Genomic DNA, 23,328 nt, shown 5'->3' on the forward strand with positions numbered 1-23,328 from the left:
AAAGGGGACGCCTGTCATTTATTAATGGAATGGAAAGATGTAGTTCATCCAGGCAGCCATGCGCAGCAGGATTTTGCGCATCATTGCGATATGCTCAAAGTGCTGGCTATAGAGTGCCGCCTGCCCATACGCGCCGCCCGGCATCTGGCTGCTGTATTGGGCATAGTCCGGATCGGTGATCTCGATAATGACCGGTACCCGGCCGGCCGGCGGTGAGCCCGTGAAGCCGGTCAATGTTCCAGAGGGCTGAACTTGTCCCTCTGCGATAACGTTGACGACGGTCTTGACCCGCCCCTCGAACACCCTGCCGGGAATGCCATCAAAAGCCACTTCTGCCTCATCGCCGACCGACAAGCGCAACAGGCTGTTTTGACGCATCCACGCGGCAAAGTAATGCCCTTCATCCGGGATGAACACCATGGAAGGACGCAAGGGTAACTTGGTCGCCATCATGCCCGGACGCAAGGAAACATGGGTGACGAAGCCTTTGCTCGGGGCGCGAACGGTGGTGTTGTCCAGTTCATACTGAGCATTTTCCAGTTGTGCCTGCAAATCGTCAGAGCGAGCAACGACGACGTCCAGTTCACGTTGGGTGGCAAAGTTGCGCTTGATCAGCTCAGTGATTCGGGCTCGATCAGCTTTCGCTGATAGCAACTGTGCCTTGATGGACTGGATCTTGTACTCGAACGGGGCAGGGTCGATGCGAAACAGCACATCGCCTTTTTCCAGAGGCTCATTACCCTTGACCGGCACGTCGATGACCTGGCCACTGACCACCGGAATGACCGGCACGGAGACGAAGTAAGAGCGCGCGACCTCAGAGTACGGGTGGTTGTAGTTCATCGTGAAGATCAATGCGCCCACGATCAGGATCCCACCGAGGACTGCGGTCGGCACCGTCCATTTGTTCAGTGGTATGCGGAAGATCTTGAAGATGGCGGTGCAGATGGCGGCATAGGTCAAAACAAGCAGAAGATCCATGGCTTAGATTCCCTCACCGCGATTGTCCGACGCTGGCGTGCCCAGCGCAGTACCTGTTGCCGTTTCCAGTCGCTCAATGCGACTTTGCAGATCGGCAACCTGTTGTTCCAGATGAGCAACATGAAATTGTGGTGACTTGCCATCACCAAATCCCCAGCCCCGGTCTTCCCGGTACGCCATCGCCCAGATCCACAGAAATGGCCAAAGCGCATGCAGGGTGAACAAACTCACCCAGCCGGTGGCATGGATCGCATCCTGGTGCGGGTGATTGCGGTGTACGGCTATTTCATAGGGTATGTCGTGTAGCGCGATGATTCCGTAGAACAGGACCAGCCCGACAAAGAACAACAGGCCTAGCGCGAAGTAATCCAGCATGGTCGCCCCCTCATGGCACAAGCGATGTACTTGGGTCAGTGTAGTCACGGTTTTTATGAGTGCGGGCAGTCCTGATGACCAGAACTGAACCGACCACTCAATTGTCAGCCTGCGCAGGCCAGGCCTGCGGGAGAGCGAGCGAGAGAATCTGCTTAATTGCCGCTGTGTTCTAGGTCGTTTTATGCACGTGTTGGTATTTTCTCGCGCTACTGTCTACTGGCCGTTAGGTCGTATCGGTGAGAGCGGCGAGGGCACGCCTTCACTCAATCGAAGTGCCCTCGCTACCCACCAGACGCCTGTCAATCAATCTCTGCGCTTATCAAGACATTGACGGCGCAGGGTCATGTTGTTGATCTCCATGCAACTGACCGAATAATCATCAGATTTGTCTTTGGCTTCCTTGGCTTTGTCGCAGTTACCATTTCCATTGCAGTTGCCTTTACCTTTTTGATCATTGTTGTTTTTAACGCAGTTTTTGGCAGCACTGGCACTGCCGGCGTTATTGCAATTTGAAGCGGCAAAAGACGGCGATGACAAAGCCAGCGAAAACAAGAGTGTGCATACAAGCGTCGCGATGATTCTCATAACCAAGCTCCTGAGTAGATTTTTACTGACCAGCAACACCGTTCGGATCGATCAGCGTTGGAAGGTTCATTGCGCGTAACATCGAACATTAGCTTCATTTTTACCCCTGCCGGGTGGATAAAATCGTTGGCATTTGCAGATCCTTGTAAATGGCGAGAAACCGCAGGCCCGAGGTAAAGAGCAAGGCAATCCAGCCGGCGACCTGGATAGTCGGGAATGCATCGCGCAACAGGACATAGACGATGCACCCCAGCAGGATCGGCGTGGCGTAGATCTCACGTGACATCAACAACGAGGTTCTGCCGGCCAGAACATCACGCACGATGCCGCCGCCAATACTGGTCAGTACACCCATCATCACGGCAAAAGGCGCCGCGAGATGCAATCCGAGCACTTTCTCGGTAGCGACCAATCCGAACAGCGCGGCCGCAAATCCATCGAGGTACAGCAAAAGGCGATAGCGCTGCTGGAATCTTTTGGTGAGAAAAAAGCCAGCGCGGCGGCAATCAAGGCGACCCAGATGTAGTTGAAGTCCGCGATCCAGAAAATCGGTTGATCGAGCAACAGGTCGCGAACGGTGCCGCCACCAATAGCCGTGATGATGCCCAGCACCACGGCGCCGAACACATCGACCCCCGCTTTCTGGATAGCCAGCACCCCGGTGATGGCAAACACGGCGGTGCCCAACATTTGCTGAAAATAAAGCATCCGTTACTCCGCTCTCAGGCTGTGCCCCTCAGCAGTCGGTCATTTGCTCGCATCCAGCATGACGCGATAGCGCGGCGCAGATAAGGAAGTGTAGCGGGGAGCTTGGCGTTGTCTCGGAGGTTGATGAATGGGGCGCACCACGGTGTGGATTACCCGGTGATTGGATGACTGAGAGGATGGCGAAACATGCCCCCGTCAGTGAACGTCACTTTCAATGATTACCTGCGGGGAAATGACCCAAATACTGCATGGCATTTTGAACAGCAGTTGTTCCACCGTACTGCCGATAAACCGGTCCATTGTCCGGTGCCCGATTCGTCCCATCACAATCACATCGGTCTCATACGCTGCTGCGTAGCTGGCAAGCACCTTGACGGGGTTACCCATGATCAGATGCTGGCGTTCCGGCGGGATACCGTTGCGCTCAGACAGTTCACGAAAGGCATCAGCCTGTGCGTCAAATAGCATTTTGGCTTTGCTGGATGAGAAAAACGTCGAGCCATTTGCGAAGCCGAATTCATCCGCGCTGATGGATGAAAGGTCATGGGCATAGATAACGTCGAGCTCTGCATGACAGGTGCTCGCCAGTTTTTGGGCTTCTTGCAGAATTCTGTCGTTGAAACTTTTGTACTGCCCATTGCGATGAAAAGGGTCGACCGCAGCGACGATCTTGCGGGGCAATGCGTGGTGCATGTGGCTGACGAAGTGCATGGGCACCGGGCATTCGCGTAACAGATGAACATCCAACGGAGTAAACATCAGGCGTGATAGCAGCGTTTCGTGTTCCAGCGCCTTGATCAATACCGCCATGGATTGTTCTTTGAGATGGATGAGGATTTCCTGCAAGGGTCTTTCTACCCAGACGACTTCAGTTGTGACGTGTACTCCGTTTTTGCGCAACGGACGGGCCTGGTCTTCCAACCATTGTCGATGGCGCTCGACGTAGCTGATTCGCATTTGCTCCCGCGCTTGCTGGTTGACCATTCCGGCAGTCGCCAGCCCTTCGAGGTAGTCGAATGCCACAATGTGAAGTGCCGCGTCCGACGCTTTGGCCAGCGCGGCGGCCCGATCGAAAGCGGGATTGTTCTCCATCAGGGGCGGAACGACCAGCATGAAACGTGTTTGATCGGACATGACAAATCTCCCGTAGGTAATCGTGCAAATGCCTGCCCAATGGCTCCAGTGTCCGACGCCTTTACGAGGATCGAATCCGTCCAGTTCGGCGGAATTGAGCAGCACGTCCTGGGGAACCACCGGCTCCCCAGGGTATTGACTCACGCAAGCAGCAAATGGTCTTCCACTTTGCTCACGCCTGGCACCGACCAGGCGGCCCGTTCTGCAATCTGGCGTTCGCGCCACAAGTGAACCCGGCCTTCGAGCCTCACCACATCACCTTCGACGGTGACATGAATATCCTTGGCATCCACTTCGGCGCTACGCTTTAGCGCGGCCTCAATGCGTTGCTGGATATCAAAGACATCCAGCCGAGGGCGCAAGGTGAGGCGATTACACACGCCAACCACGCCGGATAACTTGCGCACCGAGCGCTCCACGGTTTCTTTCTGGTACTGCCAGTCCACTTGTCCTTCCAGAGTGATCCGCCCGCTCTGCACGATGACTTTGACGTCGCCTTCGGGAACGTCGGAACTCCAATGGATGATTTTCAAGGCGCGGGTGGCGATCGAGTCGTCGGAAGTCCCGGCGTATTTATCCAGCCTGACCTGAATTTCATCGGCCAGCGCGCGTACGCCATTGATGCCTTTGACCGCGCGTTCCGCGCTGATTTTCTGGGCGTAGCTGCTGACGTGACCGGACAGCGTGACCACGCCATTGTCCACGGCTACACCAATGTTGGCTGCTTCGATATCGGGCTTGAATTCGAGCTCTTCCAATATGGTTTTACGCAGGCTCAAGTCGCTCATGTCTGTGTCCTCTGTTTGATCCGGTATTGGCGGGCCGCACGAGCCCTATTGGTTTTTTCTACGCCTGAGCGGCGCCAAGACATTGAGCTAAATCAACAAGGCGTCAGTGAGTGCCTCCGCGAGTCGACAGCCGGCGATCAGTAGACAAAAATCAGAGAGTGCAGGCGATTCGGATCAACTTTCTGATGCTTTCCAGCCATGAAGCCGTGGGCACGTAGACGGGTACGGAGATAATCGGCGAGGGGGCGGGCGAGAGTAGTTGACATTGATCAAAGAGACTCGTCGTCACGCGCCCAGAATCAAGGCTCCTGCTCAATGGCTCAGGGGCACGGCATGTCTGTTAAACCGCCCAATCCGGACCTGAATCACCCGCCTGTCTTTGAAGAAGACCCGCATTACAGTCGACCTGCGCTCTGGCTGACCTGGCTGCTGGGGGCCGCGATGTTTGCGACGGTCATTGGCGTCGCGCTGCACTTCACCGATGTCGAATCCTTCACGCGATTGCTCGTGGAGGCAGAACCACTGTGGCTCATTGCTGCCTTCGGCTTGCAAGCCCTGACGTATGTCGCCCAGGGGCAGGTGTTTCGCGTGGTGCTCAAGGCCGGGGACCTGCGCCTTTCACTCTGGGATTCGGGCAAGTTGAGCTTGATGAAACTGTTTGTCGATCAAGCACTGCCGTCTTCCGGTATCAGCGGCGCATTTGCGGTGGTCGCCTCGTTTGTACGACTCGGGTTTGCCAAACCAGTGGTGTTGGCGTGTCTGGTGCTGGATGTGTCCGGGTACTTCCTGGCCTACGTGCTGTCCGTTGGCGTGGCGTTGCCGGTGGTGATTTTCCAGGGGCATGCGACGGCCACGGTACTGACCACTTGTGTGGTGTTTGTGGCGGTGAGCCTGGTTCTGGCGGTGATCATCCCAAGACTGGCGGGTAATAGCCGCCTGGCTGCCCATGTGCCGGGCCAGGGTTTTTCGATTATCGCCAAGAGCGTTTCGTTACTGACCGGCGCCGACAAAAATCTGGTTCGCAGTCACGCCTTGCTCTGGCGCGTTACGCTGCTGGAGTTAGCGATCATTGTGCTTGATAGCGCAACGTTATGGGTGCTGGTCCGAGCGCTGGGTGTCTCGGCACCGCCGTTGGGCCTTTTTGCCGGATTCATGCTGGCCAGTGTGCTGCGCAGTATCGGCATTGTGCCGGGTGGTCTCGGTGCCTTCGAGGCGGCGGCCGTGGTGACGTTGCATTGGGTCGGGGTGAACATTGCGGTGGCGCTTTCGGCCACGTTGTTGTTTCGCGGATTAACCTTCTGGTTGCCGATGGTGCCGGGCCTTTGGCTGGCGCATCGCGAATGGCAATCGACAGGCAAAAAAACAACGCGTGACAAAAACGCCGATTATTGGAGCCCGCCGGTCAGCCAGGTGTTCAGTACCCTGCACAGCACCCCAAAGGGGTTGAGCCAAACTCAGGCCAGAGCCCGAATGCGCAGTGCACCGGTCCAGGCAAAGGACCGGCCACGGGGGTTGACCAGACTGGTGCTGGAGCAAATGCGCACCCCCTTGGTCCTGATTCTGATTGTGGGCGCATTGGTGGCCGTGATGGTGGGGGACTGGCTCGACGCGGCGATTGTGTGGTGCATAGTGCTGATCAGTGCGGTACTCAGCGCCTGGTATGAGAGTCGGGCTAGCCAGGCGGTGGAACAGCTGCGCAGCAAGATTGCCCTGCGGGCGATGGTACGTCGTGAGGGCAAGCCCCTGGAAGTGGCCGCCAGTGAGGTGGTGCCGGGGGATATCCTGTTACTCAGTGCCGGCAGCCTGATTGCCGCTGACGGCCGCATCATACAAGCGCTTGATTGCTTCATCGCCGAGAGCCTGCTGACGGGGGAAACCTTTCCGGTAGAAAAGCTGCCCGGTGATTGCGCCCCCGATGCCCCCCTGGGGCAGCGCCACAATTGTGTGTTCATGGGCACCTCGGTGCGCAGCGGCACTGCCGAGGTGGTGGTGACGCGCTATGCCCAGGAGAGTGAAATCGGCCACATCGCCAAGACCTTGGCGCTACGGCCCCCCGAAACTGAATTTGAGCGTGGCCTGCGCCACTTCGGTGGCTTGCTGCTGCGGGTGATGCTGGTCATCACGATTGTGGTGTTCGGCATCAATATGTTGCTGCATCGCCCAACCCTCGACACCCTGTTGTTCGCCATTGCCTTGTCCATCGGCCTGTCGCCGGAACTGTTGCCGGCGATCCTCAGTATCACGCTGGCCAAAGGCGCGCAGCGCATGGCGGCCAAAGGGGTCATCGTGCGTCACCTCAATGCCATCGAAAACCTCGGGGCCATGGACATCCTGTGTACCGACAAGACCGGTACGCTGACCCGGGGGGTCGTGGTGCTGGACGGTGCCATGGATGTAGAAGGCGTCGTCGCCTCTGATGTCTTGCAACTGGCGGTGTTCAATTCGAGCTTCCAGACCGGAATGCGCAACGCGATGGACGATGCCATCACTCTGGCCGGCAAAGACCTGCCTTGCGCAGGCGTCAGCAAGCTTGATGAAGTCCCTTATGACTTCGTTCGCAAGCGCCTCAGCGTGGTGGTGGCCAATGCGCCCGAGGCCAGCAGACTGATGGTGACCAAGGGGGCATTGGACAATGTGCTTGAGGTTTGCACGCACAGGCGTCGAGGTGATCAGGTTATCGCGTTGAACGACGCAGAACTCGCGTCGATTGCTCAACGCTTCGCCGATTGGAGCGAGCAGGGGTTTCGAGTCCTGGGGCTTGCCACCCGTACATTGCCGGATCAGCCACACTATGGCCGGGATGAAGAAAAGGACATGACCTTTCGCGGCTTTCTATTGTTCTTTGACCCTCCAGAACCGGGAATCAAAGACACCATTGCCACCCTCGACAAGCTCGGTGTGCAAGTGAAGATCATCAGCGGCGACAGTCATCTGGTGGCCCGCCACGTAGGTATGGCGGTGGGTCTTCCCGTTGAGCGGATCATCACCGGCGCTGAGCTGTCAGCGATGAAAGACGAAGCGTTGATGCACCTGGCCCCGCTGACGACCCTGTTCGCCGAGGTCGATCCCAATCAGAAAGAACGCATTATCCGAGCCCTGCAGAAGACCGGGCATGTTGTCGGGTACATGGGCGATGGCATCAATGATGCACCCGCGCTTCAAGTGGCCGATATCGGGATCTCCGTGGACAACGCCGCCGACGTCGCGAAACAAGCCGCCGACTTCGTGTTGCTGGAGCACGATCTGAATGTCCTGCGCGAAGGCATCGAAGAGGGCAGGCATACCTTTGCCAACACCCTCAAGTACATTTCCATCGTCTCCAGTGCCAACTTCGGCAACATGATCAGTATGGCCCTGGCTTCTCTGGCGTTACCTTTCCTGCCCCTGCTGGCCAAGCAAATATTGCTCAACAACTTCCTGTCTGACATCCCCTCCATGGGGATTGCCAACGACAACGTTGATCGCGAATGGGAAAGCACGCCTCATCGGTGGAACATCACTGAAATCCGCAATTTCATGGTGGTTTTCGGGCTGGTGAGCTCGTTGTTCGACATGCTGACGTTCGTAGCCTTGTACCTGCTCGCAGACATGGTTCCCGAAGTATTCCGCAGCGGTTGGTTCGTTGAGTCGCTGCTGACCCAACTGCTGACGATTTTCATCGTGCGCACTTACAGGCCGTTTTACCAAAGCCGCCCGGCGAAACTGCTGATGATCAGTGCGCTGGGCATTGGTCTGCTTGCAATCGGGCTACCGTACAGTGCGCTAGCGCCATGGTTCGGCTTGGTGCCACTGCCGTTCCATATTCTGGCGGTGGTGTTGACGATCAGCCTGGTGTACATGGCGTCAGCTGAATGTGTGAAGCGTATTTTCTACCGTCGTCAGCGCTCGAAGCGCCATCGCAGATCCATCGTCACGCCTGTCTCTGGATGACGGGAAAGGCATGGCTCAAGCCTTCACGTGCTGTCATCGGGCGTTTTTGCCCTTGGTATGACGCCATTCCTGCCAGGCTTGTCGGTATTTTTCATCCGCCCGTTTTTTTGCTTCAGTAAATTTATGGATGGTGTGCGTCGAAACGGGCTCGTCCAACAGGGCGTAGGCTTTATCGTTCAGACGGTCGGCTTCAGAAAACAACGCCATGCTGCCATTGGTCGATTGAAGGTTGGCTGCAGGCTGCAGGGCTGATTCATTGATGGCCATATTCATACGCCCTCGGGTAGCACAAGAAGGTGAGCGGGGGTGTCCTGGTCCCCCTCCATTTTCCCTGTTGAGACAACCGCGCCCGGTTCTATTCGTCACGTGTCCAGTCGACGCTCAAGCCATACTCGTTGTCGCCGTACCGGTAATCAGAGTTCCCTTTGAACGCGGCCTCCAGTGCATGGCCCAGGCGATTCGCGAGATGAATGCCAGTCGTGGTCACGATCAGGTCACCCGCTGAATCGGTCAAGTCCATGATGCGTTCCAGGGCATGCTCGGCTTTTTCCTTTTTTTCGGTGTTTTCGATCAGGCGGATGATTTCGTCTCGATGCTTGAGCAAGAAGCTGCCCGATAACGTAAGCGTCCCCGCTGGCATGTTGTCATTGATGCGCCGACAGGCTGGGCACGTCGCTGTTTGCGCGTTATGGACGACCGTGTTTTCAGGGTGTTTCCAGGTCCAGTTTCCGGCTTGATAGACCGCGTCGCACTGCGGGCAGATGGCTGAACCTTCAACCTTCTGCAAGCAATAGGGGTCATGAGTGGATGTTTTGAACAGCTTGCTTTTTTGACTCTGCTGAAACTTGTCCATGGCGTTTCTCCTCACACATCAAATGGAAAAAGATCTCACCTGTGACCGAGACCAAAAACAGATCCCTTCTCCTTTCAGCCTGCTCAACACACACCTTCATTTGGACTCGGTTTCTGGCGGCGCGAATTGATCTGTGTCAATTCCGGGACGTGAGCTGACAGTCGGTCATCCCTACGGCGCGCGCATTCTTTGCGGCGGCCGAGGGCTTGGTGGCGTTGTGAGTTTGTTGATAAAAGTCAACGTTGCACGGGCCAGTTCATAGAAGCTGCCAAAACGCACTTGTTATGGAACTGGCCAGGAGAGCACCCTGATGGCTCACACTAAAATCGTGTTTCGTGCTGCAGCTCGCGAGAAAATCCTGAGTGGCGCCACACAGTTGGCGGACGCCGTGCGTGTGACGCTGGGGCCGAAATCAAAATCGGTACTGATCCAGAATAAGTGGGGCAATCCGACGGTCTGCAATGATGGCGTCACGATCGCCAAACGCATTGACCTGCTCGACCCCGAGGAAAACCTCGGCGCGCAAATGCTGCGTCAGGCGGCCGAACGCACAGGTGATGCGGTAGGGGACGGGACCAGTACGTCAACGGTGTTGGCCCATGCCATCCTGGCCGATGGCATCCGCAACGTCGTCGCGGGTGCCAGTGCGATCGACCTCAAGCGCGGCCTGGATCGTGGCCTCTTGTTGGTCATCGAATCCCTCGCCACCCAGTCGCGTCCCGTCAGCACGCCCAAGGAGAAGGCTCAGGTCGCCACGCTGTCAGCGCATAACGATGCCGTCATCGGTCAACTGGTGGCAGACGCCCTGGAAAAGGTCGGCGTTGAAGGCGTCGTCAGTGTCGAGGAGTCCAAAACCACCGAAACAGTGGTCGAAGTCATGGAAGGCATGCGGTTTGACCGGGGGTATGTCTCACCCTATTTCGTCACCGACGCCGAGAAGATGCAGGTCGAACTCGATGACGCCTACCTGCTGCTCTGTGACCACAAGATCGGTGCACTCAAAGACTTGCTGCCCTTGCTTGAGCTCGTCGCTAAAAGCGGGCAACCCCTGGTTTTGATCGCGGACGATATCGAAGGTGAGGCATTGACCACGCTAGTCGTCAACCAGATACGCGGTGTTCTGCGAGCAGTGGCAATCAAGGCGCCGGGCTTTGGTGATCGGCGCAAGGAAATGCTTCAGGACATGGCCGTTCTGACGGGGGCAACCGTGGTTTCCCACGAGCTGGGCGTCCCCCTTGAACAGGTGGAACTGAACCAGTTGGGGCGTGCACATCGAGTCGTGGTGCAAAAAGACAGCACGGCGTTAATAGGGGGCGCCGGCACACGCGAGGCCATCGAGGCTCGGTTGCAGCAGATCCGTGCGCAAATAGACAGTACGACCAGCGATTACGACCGGGAAAAGCTTCAGGAACGACTGGCCAGGCTGTCGGGTGGTGTTGCGGTGATCCGTGTCGGGGCGCCTTCCGAAGCGGAAATGAAGGCGCACAAAGATGCGCTGGACGATGCCATTTCAGCGACCCGGGCGGCGATCGCCGAAGGCATTGTGCCGGGTGGCGGGCTTGCGTTGCTCAAGGCTGTCCCGATTATTGCGGCCGAAGAAGCCCGTTATGAGGGCGATGCCGGGACCGGCTTGCAGATTCTTCGCCGGGCGCTGGAAGCCCCGGCCAGACTCATCGCTGAAAATTCGGCCGTGGATGCCGGCGTCGTGGTTGCGCGCATGCTTGCGGAGCCAGGGAATATTGGCTTCGATGCGTCCACCAATAGCTATGTCGACATGTACGAAGCCGGCATCATCGACCCGACCAAGGTGGTGCGGATTGCCCTCGAAAATGCTGTTTCAGTCGCCAGTATCTTGCTGCTGACCGAGGCGACCATGACGGATATTCCGGAAAAGGAATCACCCGCCCAGCCATCTTTTCCTGAATGAAAATCCGGTGGTGGGTAGCGCTCATGTATAGGAGGACGCCTCAGTCATTGCCAGGTGATTGAGGATCGGGTTTTCGCCGTGCAAGTAACTCAGTGCCTGGTGCATCAACTGGACCGCTTTTTCCTTCTTCTCGTATCGCTTGGCCGGATCGACATGACGTAGCGCTGCACCCGCGAGGGAGAAACAGCGCGTAGCAGCCCTCAAAGAAAGAAAAAACGCCAAGGGTTTGCAATCTTCCTGCACATCACTGTGGTTGAGGTAACTGGACAACAGACGCGCCCCCAGCCTGTTCAGCCCATGGTGTTGCAGGTCCATCAGCACAAAAGCCAGGTCGTAGAGCACATCGATACAGGAAAGCCGCTCACTGAACTCGATGCCATCGAAGAGCGTCGGCGTACCGTCGAGCAGGCAGATATTGGCCAAACGCATATCACCATGGCAACGGCGAACGCGGCCCTTATGGCGGCGATCTTCAAGGCAGCCGTTCAACGACTCCAGCAGGTTCCGGGAGGCATGAGCAATCGCGGTGACTGTCGCAAGGTCGAGGATCGGTGGATAACGCGACATTTCCCGATGGTTTTTCTCGATTTCTTCGTACAGGTCCGGGATGCGACCGAAAGAAGGGGTGATGTGTGCGTTGGCATGAAAGCGAGCGATCTCGCCCCCCAATTGTTCCATCATCGGTTCCGTCAGACGTCCTTCAATGGCCATGCGGTCAAACAGCCGATTCTGAGCAAAACGGCGCATCACCACGAGCCAGTCAACCACCTGTCCGCCACCATCGAGCGCCAACTGGCCATCCGCCTGGCGATTGATCGAACACACGCTCAAATACAGCGTCGGTGCTGTTCGTCGATTGAGTAGCAATTCTGCCTGACAGGCGTTTTTCCGGCTTTCCAGGCTGAGGAAATCCAGCTCGGCAAACGCCACGGCGCGTTTGAGTTTATAGGCGCGGTTGGCCTGCAGAAAAATCACCGAACCATGGGTCTCGATACGCTCCACGGGCTGGTTTGACGTGCCGTAGCTGGACGGCCTGGAGAGAAAGGCAATGACCTCGTCTTGCAGGTTGTTCATTCTCGCCTCCACGCCGTCTGCGGACTTTTCGGCAGTGTGAAGAAGGGAAGGCCTGCTCCGATTGATATTGATCAAGTGCGGTGGAATGAAAGGCTGCGCGTCTTGTGGGCTTCACGCCGGTTTTTGATATTTATCAACGTCTGGCACATTCCAGCGGAGCAACCTGAATCAACGCTGGTACTGGGTCCGGCGTCGACGCAACGTCTGAGCTCCGCGAGGATCAGCGGCAAGCGTTGAAGCCCTCTGCCTGGAGTCAGACCATGAGCCAGTATCAACGGTTGTTACTCATCATCCACCTGGCGCTGCGCCATTCTCCGGCAATCGACCATGCAGCAGCGCTCGCCAAGGCCAGCGGTGCATGTCTGCATATTGCGGCGTTGATCCCGACGTTGAAATTGTTGCCGCTGCTTGAAGAAGGCGACCGGGAAAAGGCTCGGGAGCGTTACCTGCAGGACCATCGCGACTGGCTGAAAGACCAGGCCAGACAACTGCGTGCCAAAGGGGTCGAGGTGACCACCGAGGTGGCGTGGGCGGATGACGTGGAGCAAGACATCCTGGATCACGTCAAGGAGTTGCAACCCGACCTGTTGATTAAGGAAATCCAACATGAATCAGCGCTCAAGCGCACGTTGTTCACCCCCCTGGACTGGCACTTGCTGCGCCACTGTCCGGTACCGGTTTATCTGGTGGGTGGGGCGCACCATGCCTTGCCGCTCAAGATCGTGGCGGCGGTTGATGCTTCGGCGGTTGGGCCCGAGAACAGCGAATTGAATGACCGGATTATCCAACAGGCTTCCAGCCTCGCCATACAGTGTGATGCCGAGTTGCACCTGTTGTATGCCTATGACATCACGGAAGACTACCTGGAGGAATTGGGCGGTGGCTTGAAACTGTCGGAGCTGACCAAGGGGCTGCGCAAGGAACTGGAAAAATCGTTCCTGACATTCGCCGGTCGGTACGGTGTGCCTGCCAACCGTCGGCATTTCATTCTGGGACATCCCGTTTCGGCGCTGAGCGAGTTCGCCGACAAGCACAACGTGGATGTGATCGTGATGGGCAGAGTCCAATACCACGGGATGGAGAAACTGCTGGGCAGCACGACCGAACATATTCTGTATCAGGTGCCCTGCAGCGTCCTGGCGGTCTAGGACGGACCGATGACGACTCAAGGGGGCAATCATGCATCCGGCGATCATTAAGAAAACCCTGTCCAACCTGCCGCTAGCGCCGAACTGGCTCGATAGCGTGCAAGCTCGGGACGCCTTTTCCTGGCAGGTGGAAGCCCGTGCTCTGGCCGGTTTGCCGGGCGGCGGTTTGAACCTCGCGTATGAGGCCGTGGATCGGCATGCGCAGGGTGCGCATCGACGGCATACCGCATTGCGCATTCTTGACCGCAATGGGGGCAGTTGTGACATCAGCTACGCCCAACTGAGCCTCCTGACCAATCGATTTGCCAATGTATTGAAAAAACTGGGCGTGATGCCCGGCGAACGAGTATTTGTCCTCTGTGGCCGGGGGCTGGAACTTTATCTGGGCGTGCTCGGCGGCCTGAAACTCGGTTGCGTGGTGTCGCCATTGTTCTGTGCGTTCGGCCCGGAGCCCATCGAAACCCGTATGCGTCTTGGCGAAGGCAGTGTGTTGCTGACCAGTGAAACCCTCTACCGGCGCAAGATCGCGGCCATACGTGAGCGTTTGCCGGCACTCAAGCATGTGCTGCTGTATGACGAAAATGGCGGGGACACGGCGCCTATCGAGGGGACGCTTAATTTGCATCAACTATTGGCGCAGGCAGAGGAAGCCTTGACCGTTGCCAATACGACCGCCGACAGCCCCGCACTTTTACACTTCACCAGCGGCACGACGGGCACCCCAAAAGGTGTGTTGCATGTCCATGGCGCGGCGCTGACTCACCGCGTCACAGGAAAATACGCCTTGGACTTGCACCCCGACGATGTCTATTGGTGCAGCGCCGATCCGGGTTGGGTGACCGGCACCTCCTATGGGATCTTTGCCCCGTTGTTGCTGGGCGTCACCAGTGTGGTCGAGGGCAATGAATTCGATGCTGAGCGTTGGTACCGGATACTGGAGAAGCAACAAGTGACAGTCTGGTATACCGCTCCGACGGCCATTCGCCTCCTGATGAAAGCAGGCGAGGCCTTGGCGCGCGGCCATCGTTTTCGGAGTCTGCGGTTTATTGCCAGTGTCGGCGAGCCGCTCAATCCCGAGGCTGTCTGGTGGGGCAAAGAGGTGCTTGGGCTGCCGATCCACGACAATTGGTGGCAGACCGAAACCGGCGGCATCATGATTGCCAACACGGTCGCGATGCCGATCAAACCGGGGTCCATGGGCAAACCGCTACCGGGTGTCGAGGCGGCCATCGTCGTACGAGGTGAAGAGGGCGGATTGGTGTTCCTGGGCGATAACGAGGTCGGTGATCTGGCCTTGAAACAGCCTTGGCCTGCCATGTTCCGTACCTACCTGGGACAGGAGGAGCGTTATCGCCACTGTTTTGTCGGTGAGTGGTACCTGAGCGGCGATCTGGTGCGTCGCGATGCCGATGGTTACTACTGGTTTATTGGTCGCAGCGACGACGTCATCAAGTCGGCGGGTCACCTGATCGGTCCGTTCGAAGTTGAAAGCTCCCTCATGGAACACCCGGCCGTGGCCGAGGCTGCGGTGATTGGCAAGCCCGATCCGCTGTTGGGCGAAACCGTGAAGGCCTTTGTTTCACTCAAGCGGGGTTTCACTGCCAGCCCGGCCCTGCACGACGAGTTGCTCGGTCATGGACGCAAGCGTCTTGGGGCGGTCGTTGCGCCCAAGGAGCTGGAATTTGTGGAGGTGCTTCCGCACACCCGTAGCGGAAAACTCATGCGGCGTCTGCTCAAGGCCCGGGAACTGGGTTTGCCTGAAGGCGATACGTCCAGCATGGAGAGCCCGTCATGAGCCTACCACCGCGTTCCCGGGACATTTCGCTCGATTTGCTGCGTGACATGGTGCGCATCCGCCGTCTTGAGGAGCGGGCTGGCGAGTTGTATGGGGAGGGCAAGATTCGTGGCTTCCTGCACCTGTACATTGGTGAAGAAGCGGTAGCGGTCGGCGTGCTCCATGCGCTGGCCGCCAACGATGCGGTGGTCGCGACGTATCGCGAACATGGCCACGCGCTGATCAAGGGCGTCCCCATGAAAGCCATCATGGCCGAGATGTATGGGCGCCAGGAAGGATGCTCGCGGGGACGCGGCGGCTCTATGCATTTGTTTGATGCCACTACGCGATTCTACGGCGGCAATGCCATCGTGGCGGGTGGCTTGCCACTGACGGTCGGCCTGGCGCTTGCTGAACGCATGCAAGGTGGATCGCGTCTCTGTGCCGGTTTTTTTGGTGAAGGCGCGATGGCGGAAGGGGCCTTCCATGAGTCCATCAACCTGGCGGCATTGTGGCAGCTGCCGATGCTGTTTTGCTGCGAAAACAACCTCTATGCGATGGGGACTGCCCTGGACCGTTCGCAATCGCAAACTGACCTGTGTGCGAAAGCCTCGGCCTACAAAGTTGATACCCGGTCCGTGGATGGCATGGACGTGATCGCGGTGTATGAAGCCGCTCGTGATGCGGTTGAACACATCCGCGCAGGGCGTGGGCCTTTTTTTCTGGAGTTTCGCACCTATCGGTTTCGTGCCCACTCGATGTTCGACCCGCAGCTGTATCGTGACAAGGACGAGGTGGAGCAATGGAAGACCCATGGGCCGATCCATACGTACAGTGCACAGCTTAAGGCGCAAGGCCTTTTGGACGAGCCCGGATTTCTGGCGATCCTGACCCAGGTGGACGCGGAAGTGGAAGCCGCCGTGACGTATGCCGAAAGCGGTCGCCTGGAGCCACTCGAGGATTTGTCTCTTGATGTATACACCCCAACGGTGGCGCCATGAGCATTCGCATGACCTATCGCGAAGCGCTACGCGAGGCCATGCGTGAGGCGCTGCAGCAGGACCCACGGGTATTTCTGATGGGCGAAGACGTGGGTCGCTACGGTGGCAGCTATGCCGTCTCCCTGGGGTTGCTTGAGGCGTTCGGCCCCGAGCGCATTCGAGACACGCCGTTGTCCGAGTTGGGTTTTGTGGGCGCCGGTATAGGGGCGGCATTGGGGGGCATGCGGCCGATTGTCGAAATCATGACCGTGAATTTCAGTCTGCTCGCACTCGATCCTTTGATGAATACGGCGGCCGCCTTGAGGCACATGTCCGGCGGACAGTTCTCCGTGCCCTTGGTCGTGCGCATGGCGACCGGTGCCGGACGCCAGCTTGCAGCGCAGCACTCGCACAGTCTGGAGGGTTGGTACGCCCATATTCCCGGGTTGAAAATCCTCGCTCCGGCGACCATCGAAGATGCGCGCGGCATGCTCCGGCCCGCGCTGCTGGACCCAGACCCGGTGCTGATATTCGAACACGCCCAGCTCTATAACCTGGAGGGTGATGCGGGCGATTGGGAGGCAGTGGACATCAGCTCTGCCAAGGTACGCCGTGCCGGCAAGGACCTGACCCTGATCACGTATGGCGGCACTCTCGGCAAAACCCTGGAGGCAGCGCAGGTGCTGGCCGGGGAGGGCATTGATTGCGAAGTCATCGACCTGCGGGTCCTGCGCCCTCTGGACGACCAGACGCTGATGGCTTCAGTCTGCAAAACCCGTCGCGCCCTGGTGGTCGATGAGGGATGGCGCAGCGGCAGCCTATCTGCCGAGATCATTACGCGGATCATTGAACAAGGCTTTTTCGAGCTGGATGCTCCACCGGCACGGGTGTGCAGCGCCGAGGTGCCGATCCCTTATCCCCGGCATCTGGAAGAGGCGGCCCTGCCACAAGTGTCGACGATCGTCGCGGCCGCTCATGAGTTGTGCCAGGGGACATCCGGGTGAGCGCAATGACAATGGCGCGTTCGAGTATCAGACGCGGAGGGTAAACGATGATCGAGTTCAAGTTGCCCTCTCTGGGGGCTGATATGGATGAAGGCACGTTGCTGGAGTGGAAAGTCCATCCGGGCGATGTGGTCAAGCCAGGTCAGGTGATTGCCGTCGTCGATACCGCCAAGGCCGCCATCGATGTCGAGTGCTGGCATGACGGCACGGTGTCGCAACTGCTGATCGATGTCGGCGCCAAAGTACCGGTCGGTACCGCCATCGCCCGATTGTTGGAACCGGGCGAAAATCCGCAAAGTGCACGACGAACGACAGCGGCACCTCTGCTGATCGAAGAGCAAGCCCCGGCGGGCAGGCGCCCGCGGGTTTCTCCAGCGGCGCGCAAGCGTGCTGCCGAGTTAGGGGTCAGTGCCGGTGATGTAAAAGGCCATGGTCCACAGGGTGTCATTACCCTGGAGGACATCGAGACCGCTGCCCGTGTGACGCACCCTCCAGACCCCGATCAGGCCATGCGGCACGCCATCGCCGCAGCCATGAGCCGATCAAAACGCGAGATTCCCCATTATTACCTCAGCGAAACCATCGCCCTGGATAACGTCATGGCGTGGCTGCAGGTACACAATGCGCAAAGCACACTTCAGGAACGCCTGCTGCCCAGCGTCTTGCTGCTCAAGGCGGTGGCGCTGGCCTTGCGCGAGTATCCGCAGCTCAATGGTTTCTGGCTGGATAACGCCTTCAAGCCCGCACTCGATACCGACCTTGGGGTGGCAATCACCTTGCGCCAGGGGGGCCTGGTCGCCCCGGTTCTGCATCATGTGGCGGACACCTCCCTGACGCAGTTAATGAGTGAACTGGCCAGCCTGGTCGAGCGCGCCCGCAGCGGATCCCTGCGCAGCTCCGAGCTGGGAGGCGCCGGCATGACGGTCACTCAACTCGGCGATCAGGGCGTGGACAGCGTATTAGGGGTGATCTATCCGCCCCAGGTGGCCTTGGTCGGTTTCGGTCGGATCACTGAGCGGCCCTGGGTGAAAGACGGCCAGTTGTGTGTGATGCCGACGGTCATTAGCAGTTTGTCCGCCGATCATCGAGTCAGCGACGGTCACTACGGCGCACGTTTTCTGGGCGAAGTCCGACGCTTGTTGCAGACGCCAGAGGCGCTTTGAGGAGAGGACACATGAACCCGAACATGATCCGCGATGAAGTCTGGAAAGCCTTGAAAGGCATTGCCCCGGAACTTGAGATCGAGCAGCTGCGACCCGATCGGTCGCTACGCGAAGAGGTTGATCTGGATTCCATGGATTGGCTTCGTTTCATCGAAGCGCTGAACCGCAGTCTGGGCATTGCAATTCCTGAAAGCGATTACCAGCAAGTGGACACCCTGGACAAACTCATCACCTACCTGGGGAAAAAGGGATGAAGGTCCCGAACAGTGGCCGCCCGGCAGCGATTGCGGGCTGCACGATGGAGGCTCTCACTCACAGGGATTGACGTCCGTACTCACACTCAATAAAGCAGGTTTTGCTGCCGCAGTCGTGCGAAGCGCGCAAGCGCCGCAGCGTCGAGTGCTTGCGCTGCATCCGGTGTAGCACCGTCGTGAATCGCTTGCCACACGGTTTGCGAGCCGATCGAACCGCGCGTTGCCGCCAGCTTGAACGTATCGGGATAGAGCCGGTGCAATGTGGCGAGCAGTGCCAGTCCCAGGCTTGCCACGGGGCGCCGCTCGGAAGCTGCGTCGCGCGTAATACTCACCCCATGACAGAGTTGACCGCGCCAGGTGGACTCGGTGGGGACGAAGTCGAGTGGCGCGAAATGCGCGCCGGCATCCAGCGCATTCAGGGCGGTTGCGAGGCGGGTCGCGTCGATCCACGGCGCGCCGATCCACTCGAACGGATGCGGCGTGCCGCGCCCGACACTCACATTCGCGCCTTCGAGCAATCCGACATCCGGGTACAGATCGAGTTGGGACAGTGTGCGCAGGTTCGGCGATAGCGGCACCCAACCGAGACCGGTGTCGGTAAACGTCATTGTGCGTCGATAGCCCTGCATCGGCACCACGCGCAGGTCCGCGCCAATGTGTTTATTGCGATTGAATAGAGTCGCCAGTTCACCGACCGTCATGCCGGGTTGAAGCGGCGCAGGAAAATAGCCCGTGAACGATTCGCGGAGGCTATCCAGCACCGGACCGCCGAAGCGCTGTGCACCGAGCGGATCGGGCCGATCCAGCACAAACAATGGAATGCCTCGCGCCGCGGCGGCTTCCAGCGCGTAGCCGAGCGTCGTTTCATAGGTGAAGAAACGCACGCCGGCGTCTTGTATGTCAAAGATCAGCGCATCGAGTCCACGAAGTGACCCCACCGGGAAACGCTGCGTTGCGCCGTACAGGCTGTGTACGGTGAGGCCCGTCGCCGCGTCGCGGGTGTCACCGACCCGTTCATCCACATCGGTATCAAGCCCGTGTTCCGGCGAGAACAGCGCCGCCAGCGTGACGCCTGGCGCATGCGCGAGTACGTCGACGGTGCGCCTGCCCTCGGCGTCAAAACCGCTGCGATTGGTGATCAACCCCACGCGCAGGCCAGCGAGCGGCGCAAACCGCTGCGCTTCCAGCACGTCAATGCCGGTCTGCACTGGGCCGGTCGAGGCCGGCAGGCGATTGGCTTCATGCAGCGCCGGCAAGGCTGACGGCAACGACCGACCGATCTGTGCAGCACTCACAGGCACGGCTCGGCTTGCCAGTAACGCGAGCAGCTGCGCACGAAGCGGGCGAGCATCACCGCGGTCGTCCGGGTACACACGGTTGGTCAGGATGACAATGAACTGGCGTGTGACCCGATCGATCCATAGGCCCGTACCGGTATAGCCCGTGTGGCCGATGACGCCAATCGGCGGCAGGCGGTCATGATTCTGCACGAGTGGTGCGGCCAGTTCCCAGCCGAGGCCGCGCCACGGCACGGCCGCGAGCGGTGAGGACGCCGCCGCCAGTGCGGCGATGCTCTCGGGTCGCAGAATGCGCACGGAGCCTGCGCGCCCGTTGTTGAGCATCATTTGCGCGAAGCGGGCGAGGTCGTCCGCGGTGGAAAACAGCCCCGCGTTACCGGAAACGCCGCCCATCCAGCGGGCCGTGGGATCGTGCACGCGCCCGCGAAGGATGCCGGCCTTGTTGGCGATGGTCGGTGCACTGCGTGCCGCTCGACCGGCGTCCGGCATGAAGACCGTGTCGTGCATACCGAGCGGGCCGAAGATGTGAACACGGCAATACGCGTCCAGCGGGAGGTGAGTGATGCGCTCGACCAGCTCGCCGAGCACCACGAAATTCAGGTCACTGTAGAGCACGCGTTCACCGGGCGCGCTGCGCGGATGCTGCGCCGCGATCGCACTCAATACGGCTTTCCGGCCGGGCTGCGGGGGCCGCGCAGGCAAGTCTGGCGCTAGCCCGGAGGTATGGGCAAGCAGCTCACGCACCGTCACCGCGTTTTTGCCTTGCATCGCAAACGCAGGCCAATACCGGGCAACGGGTGCGTCCAGATCGAGGCGGCCCGCTTCGGCCAGTTGCATAATCGCCGTGGTCGTCGCGATGACCTTGGTCAGCGACGCAAGATCGAACTCGGTGTCCAGCGTCATCGGTTCGGGGGAGGGCGTCGTCATGCGTTGTCCGAAGGCTTGGCGATACAGCACCTGTGTGGAATCCCCGATCACAACAACGGCACCTGGAAGTCGTCCGGCGGCAATCTGTGTGTCGACGATCTGTGCGGCTTGCAGGCGTGTCGGCGCATCAAGATCGCTGGCACTCGTCATCTGCGTCGCCGTCGCCATGCCGAGCAGCAGCGTCCAGTGCTTCAGCGCACCCATCAACGCTGTGGCAGGTCGCTGACTTCGTAGTGATTGCGAGGGTTCCATAGCATCCACCCATCAGTGCCGGCTGCGTCGGCGGCGTCAACCTGCGCCTTGATCGCCGCCGCATCAAACGGGCGATGATCGAACGCGTAGTCGCGAAATGCCTGCAACCACGGACGAAAGCGCACGCCCGGCAGGCCGGTGCGCTGCATGGCCTCCGCCAGGGAACGCCGGACTATCTGGCCGGGGGCGGCGGCCGGGTTGGTACAGCCCGGCAACCCCCACGTGAAACTGGAGGGGTACAACATCGGAGAAATATAGTCGAGCGCCGCGCCGAGCAGTTCGATCTGCTGGCCGATCGCGGTGTCATCAAGGTTCCAGCAGACGTAGCCGAAGATGTCCGCCGAGATGAAGACGTTATAGGGTGCGAGCCGTGTGCGTGCGGCCTGCAGGAACTCGACAATCGCCGCAGTCCGGTTGGCCCGGGTGTTCGGGAGGGCAAAGCGTAGCCCGCTCTTGTCGGGAAAGCGCACGTAGTCGAACTGGATCTCATCGAAGCCCATCCGCGCCGCCTCCTCGGCGACATCAAGATTGTGCTGCCAGACGTCGTGGGAAAACGGGTCCATCCATTGCAGGTTTTCGCGATCCCGCCAGGGTTGTCCGTCGGCGGTGTGCACGCTCCACTGCGGATGCGCGTCGGCGAGCGGGTCGTCTTTGAACACCACAATCCGCGCGATCAGGTACAGGTGTTGTGCATGCAGCCTGGCCAGCAGCGCAGGAAAGTCCTGCGCCTGTGGTACGCGGGTGGTCACGCGGGCCGCTGCGCCGATTGCCTCGCGCGCGGCACTGCGATAGGGCGTCAGACCGCGGTCGCCCTTGACGTCGATGACCAGTGCATTGATCACCGTATGGTCGGCAAGGCTGACGGCCCTGTTGCGCAAGGTCGCACTGGTGATGCCGAACACCGACAGGTAAACCGCTTTCGGACGAAACGAAGTCAATGTGAGCGTCACAGGCGTCTCGTCGGACAGCTTGGCCTCGGTGCGCAGATACCCCGGGGCGCGAACCGCGACGCTCCGTGCCGCGTGAGCCGTCTCGAATTGCCCATGCTCATTGGTGTGGGTTACACCGGCCAACGTCGTGATGGTCGCGCCAGCCACCGGATGACGAGTGCTCGAGTCGAGTACGACACCGGTAAAGGCCAAGGCTTGAACAGCCAGCAAAGCCGTGACGACGAACAACATCGGGATCGCCAAACGCCTCAAGACGCGGGTCAAGGTCATGGCGCGCTCCCTGCGGCGGGCACTGGCTGAGTGGTCGGTTCGCCGAGCAGGCGTGCGAACGTGTTGGCGCCATAGGCGTCGGTCATCAGAAAGCGTGGCAGTGCCAGCAGCCGTGCGTGCCGGTCGGCCTTGCGCGCGTCCAGGGTCAAACCGACGATATAGCCTTCATCGGCGGCGAGCGTGATCAATTCGTCGTCGTAGATACCGAACGGCCACGCGAGCATGTCGACAGGGGCGCCGGTTTGCGACTCGAGACGTCGACGTGACTTGTCGAGTTGTGTGTGAACGAATTGCTGGAAATCTGCTGGCGAACGGTGTCGGCGCTCGACGTTGAAATTGGGATGCCAGAACGTGTGCGACTGAATATCCACGAGCCCGGTCTGCCTGAGTGCACGCAATTGCTCCCAGGTCATGGCATAGGACGCGTTGGAAATCGCCGAGGGGTAGATAAAGAGCGTGACCGCGAACCGCTCTCGCAGCATCACCGGCAGCAATTTTTCGTATACCGAACGATGGCCGTCGTCGACGGTGATCGCCACTGGCTTGGGCGGTAGCGTTGCCTCGGGATCGCGTAGCCAGTCGACCACTTCACGCAGCGGCACGATGTGGTAGCCACGCTCGCGCAGGACACGCAATTGCGATTCGAAGGTGCTCATGCGCACGGTCATCGAGTCGTCTGCTGTGTCCGAAAAACGGTGGTAAACGAGGATCGTGACGCGCGGTTCGACCCTCAGCACGGCGTCGTCCGCGCCCCAGGCCACTGCGCAAGCGCCCACCAACACGGCGCGTATCAGAAACCGCAGCGCGGCGCTGCTTCTGGTAGGTACCAGGGTTTTTCCATACATGTCAGCGCTCCTGCGCGAGCCATTTCTCCCGCGTTGCCCGTCTCGCAAGAGCGAACCCGGCCAATCCAGTGTGCAGTGAGCGCACAGCGTTCATCTGATGCAGATCAA

At 59.2% G+C, this 23,328-nt stretch carries 21 protein-coding genes; 8 read left to right on the forward strand and 13 right to left on the reverse strand.

Annotation, left to right across the window (positions count from 1 at the left end; translation table 11 throughout):
- Nucleotides 1–21: 21 nt before the first annotated feature.
- The 7 genes from AB4N43_RS01580 to AB4N43_RS01610 all read right to left on the reverse strand — a co-directional run bounded on the left by AB4N43_RS01580 (nt 22) and on the right by AB4N43_RS01610 (nt 4,571).
- A complete protein-coding gene (locus AB4N43_RS01580) occupies nt 22–981 on the reverse strand; it encodes an HlyD family secretion protein (RefSeq protein ID WP_027923107.1) in 960 nt (319 codons plus the stop codon).
- Nucleotides 982–984: 3 nt separating this feature from the next.
- Entirely contained in the window at nt 985–1,356 is a 372-nt protein-coding gene (locus AB4N43_RS01585; RefSeq protein ID WP_027923108.1) for a DUF3302 domain-containing protein, read from the reverse strand.
- Between the two features lie 303 nt (nt 1,357–1,659).
- Nucleotides 1,660–1,941: a hypothetical protein gene (locus tag AB4N43_RS01590; RefSeq protein WP_194940073.1), complete on the reverse strand. Its 282-nt coding sequence runs from the start codon at nt 1,939–1,941 to the stop codon at nt 1,660–1,662.
- Between the two features lie 100 nt (nt 1,942–2,041).
- Nucleotides 2,042–2,335 carry a trimeric intracellular cation channel family protein gene (locus tag AB4N43_RS01595; RefSeq protein ID WP_460152918.1) on the reverse strand — a complete coding sequence of 98 codons (294 nt, stop codon included), beginning with the start codon at nt 2,333–2,335 and terminating at the stop codon, nt 2,042–2,044.
- On the reverse strand, nt 2,299–2,649 hold the full coding sequence (locus AB4N43_RS01600) for a trimeric intracellular cation channel family protein (protein ID WP_460152919.1): 351 nt from the start codon (nt 2,647–2,649) through the stop codon (nt 2,299–2,301). The genes AB4N43_RS01595 and AB4N43_RS01600 overlap by 37 nt, the downstream gene beginning before the upstream one ends.
- Nucleotides 2,650–2,844: 195 nt before the next feature.
- Nucleotides 2,845–3,783 carry a universal stress protein gene (locus AB4N43_RS01605; RefSeq protein WP_027923111.1) on the reverse strand — a complete coding sequence of 313 codons (939 nt, stop codon included), beginning with the start codon at nt 3,781–3,783 and terminating at the stop codon, nt 2,845–2,847.
- Nucleotides 3,784–3,923: 140 nt separating this feature from the next.
- Nucleotides 3,924–4,571: a BON domain-containing protein gene (locus AB4N43_RS01610; protein WP_027923112.1), complete on the reverse strand. Its 648-nt coding sequence runs from the start codon at nt 4,569–4,571 to the stop codon at nt 3,924–3,926.
- Nucleotides 4,572–4,904: 333 nt separating this feature from the next.
- Between AB4N43_RS01610 and mgtA the strand changes: the two genes are divergently transcribed.
- On the forward strand, nt 4,905–8,501 hold the full coding sequence (gene mgtA / locus AB4N43_RS01615) for a magnesium-translocating P-type ATPase (protein ID WP_460152922.1): 3,597 nt from the start codon (nt 4,905–4,907) through the stop codon (nt 8,499–8,501).
- Nucleotides 8,502–8,534: 33 nt separating this feature from the next.
- On the opposite strand, the gene AB4N43_RS01620 is transcribed toward mgtA, so the two are convergent.
- Nucleotides 8,535–8,774, reverse strand: a complete 240-nt coding sequence (locus AB4N43_RS01620) for a hypothetical protein (RefSeq protein ID WP_228758754.1) — start codon at nt 8,772–8,774, stop codon at nt 8,535–8,537.
- A gap of 82 nt (nt 8,775–8,856) precedes the next feature.
- Nucleotides 8,857–9,354, reverse strand: coding sequence for a BCAM0308 family protein (locus AB4N43_RS01625; protein WP_460152924.1), 498 nt, complete (start codon nt 9,352–9,354; stop codon nt 8,857–8,859).
- Between the two features lie 310 nt (nt 9,355–9,664).
- On the opposite strand from AB4N43_RS01625, the gene groL reads away from it, so the two are divergent.
- A complete protein-coding gene (groL, locus tag AB4N43_RS01630) occupies nt 9,665–11,281 on the forward strand; it encodes a chaperonin GroEL (protein ID WP_460152925.1) in 1,617 nt (538 codons plus the stop codon).
- A gap of 21 nt (nt 11,282–11,302) precedes the next feature.
- Here groL and AB4N43_RS01635 read toward each other — a convergent pair whose 3' ends face one another.
- Nucleotides 11,303–12,355, reverse strand: a complete 1,053-nt coding sequence (locus AB4N43_RS01635) for a phosphotransferase (protein ID WP_027923117.1) — start codon at nt 12,353–12,355, stop codon at nt 11,303–11,305.
- Nucleotides 12,356–12,615: 260 nt separating this feature from the next.
- On the opposite strand from AB4N43_RS01635, the gene AB4N43_RS01640 reads away from it, so the two are divergent.
- The 6 genes from AB4N43_RS01640 to AB4N43_RS01665 are packed head-to-tail and all read left to right on the forward strand — an operon-like array spanning nt 12,616 to nt 18,678.
- Nucleotides 12,616–13,503, forward strand: coding sequence for a universal stress protein (locus tag AB4N43_RS01640; RefSeq protein WP_059182937.1), 888 nt, complete (start codon nt 12,616–12,618; stop codon nt 13,501–13,503).
- A 31-nt stretch (nt 13,504–13,534) separates the two neighbouring features.
- On the forward strand, nt 13,535–15,298 hold the full coding sequence (gene acsA, locus AB4N43_RS01645) for an acetate--CoA ligase (RefSeq protein WP_460152927.1): 1,764 nt from the start codon (nt 13,535–13,537) through the stop codon (nt 15,296–15,298).
- Nucleotides 15,295–16,278 (forward strand): pyruvate dehydrogenase (acetyl-transferring) E1 component subunit alpha, encoded by a 984-nt coding sequence (gene pdhA / locus AB4N43_RS01650; RefSeq protein ID WP_460152929.1) that lies wholly within the window; start codon nt 15,295–15,297, stop codon nt 16,276–16,278. Before acsA ends, pdhA begins: the two co-directional genes overlap by 4 nt.
- On the forward strand, nt 16,275–17,261 hold the full coding sequence (locus tag AB4N43_RS01655; RefSeq protein ID WP_027923121.1) for an alpha-ketoacid dehydrogenase subunit beta: 987 nt from the start codon (nt 16,275–16,277) through the stop codon (nt 17,259–17,261). The genes pdhA and AB4N43_RS01655 overlap by 4 nt, the downstream gene beginning before the upstream one ends.
- A 47-nt stretch (nt 17,262–17,308) precedes the next feature.
- Entirely contained in the window at nt 17,309–18,424 is a 1,116-nt protein-coding gene (locus AB4N43_RS01660) for a dihydrolipoamide acetyltransferase family protein (protein WP_027923122.1), read from the forward strand.
- 11 nt (nt 18,425–18,435) lie between these two features.
- Entirely contained in the window at nt 18,436–18,678 is a 243-nt protein-coding gene (locus AB4N43_RS01665) for an acyl carrier protein (protein WP_027923123.1), read from the forward strand.
- An 86-nt stretch (nt 18,679–18,764) separates the two neighbouring features.
- On the opposite strand, the gene AB4N43_RS01670 is transcribed toward AB4N43_RS01665, so the two are convergent.
- The 3 genes from AB4N43_RS01670 to AB4N43_RS01680 are packed head-to-tail and all read right to left on the reverse strand — an operon-like array spanning nt 18,765 to nt 23,220.
- Complete coding sequence (locus AB4N43_RS01670; protein ID WP_460152932.1) at nt 18,765–21,107, reverse strand: serine hydrolase; 2,343 nt, start codon at nt 21,105–21,107, stop codon at nt 18,765–18,767.
- Nucleotides 21,107–22,375, reverse strand: a complete 1,269-nt coding sequence (locus tag AB4N43_RS01675; protein ID WP_460152933.1) for a putative glycoside hydrolase — start codon at nt 22,373–22,375, stop codon at nt 21,107–21,109. The genes AB4N43_RS01670 and AB4N43_RS01675 overlap by 1 nt, the downstream gene beginning before the upstream one ends.
- Nucleotides 22,372–23,220, reverse strand: a complete 849-nt coding sequence (locus tag AB4N43_RS01680; protein WP_460152935.1) for a polysaccharide deacetylase family protein — start codon at nt 23,218–23,220, stop codon at nt 22,372–22,374. The genes AB4N43_RS01675 and AB4N43_RS01680 overlap by 4 nt, the downstream gene beginning before the upstream one ends.
- Nucleotides 23,221–23,328 lie beyond the last annotated feature (108 nt).

The organism is Pseudomonas sp. S2_B07 (assembly GCF_054668435.1).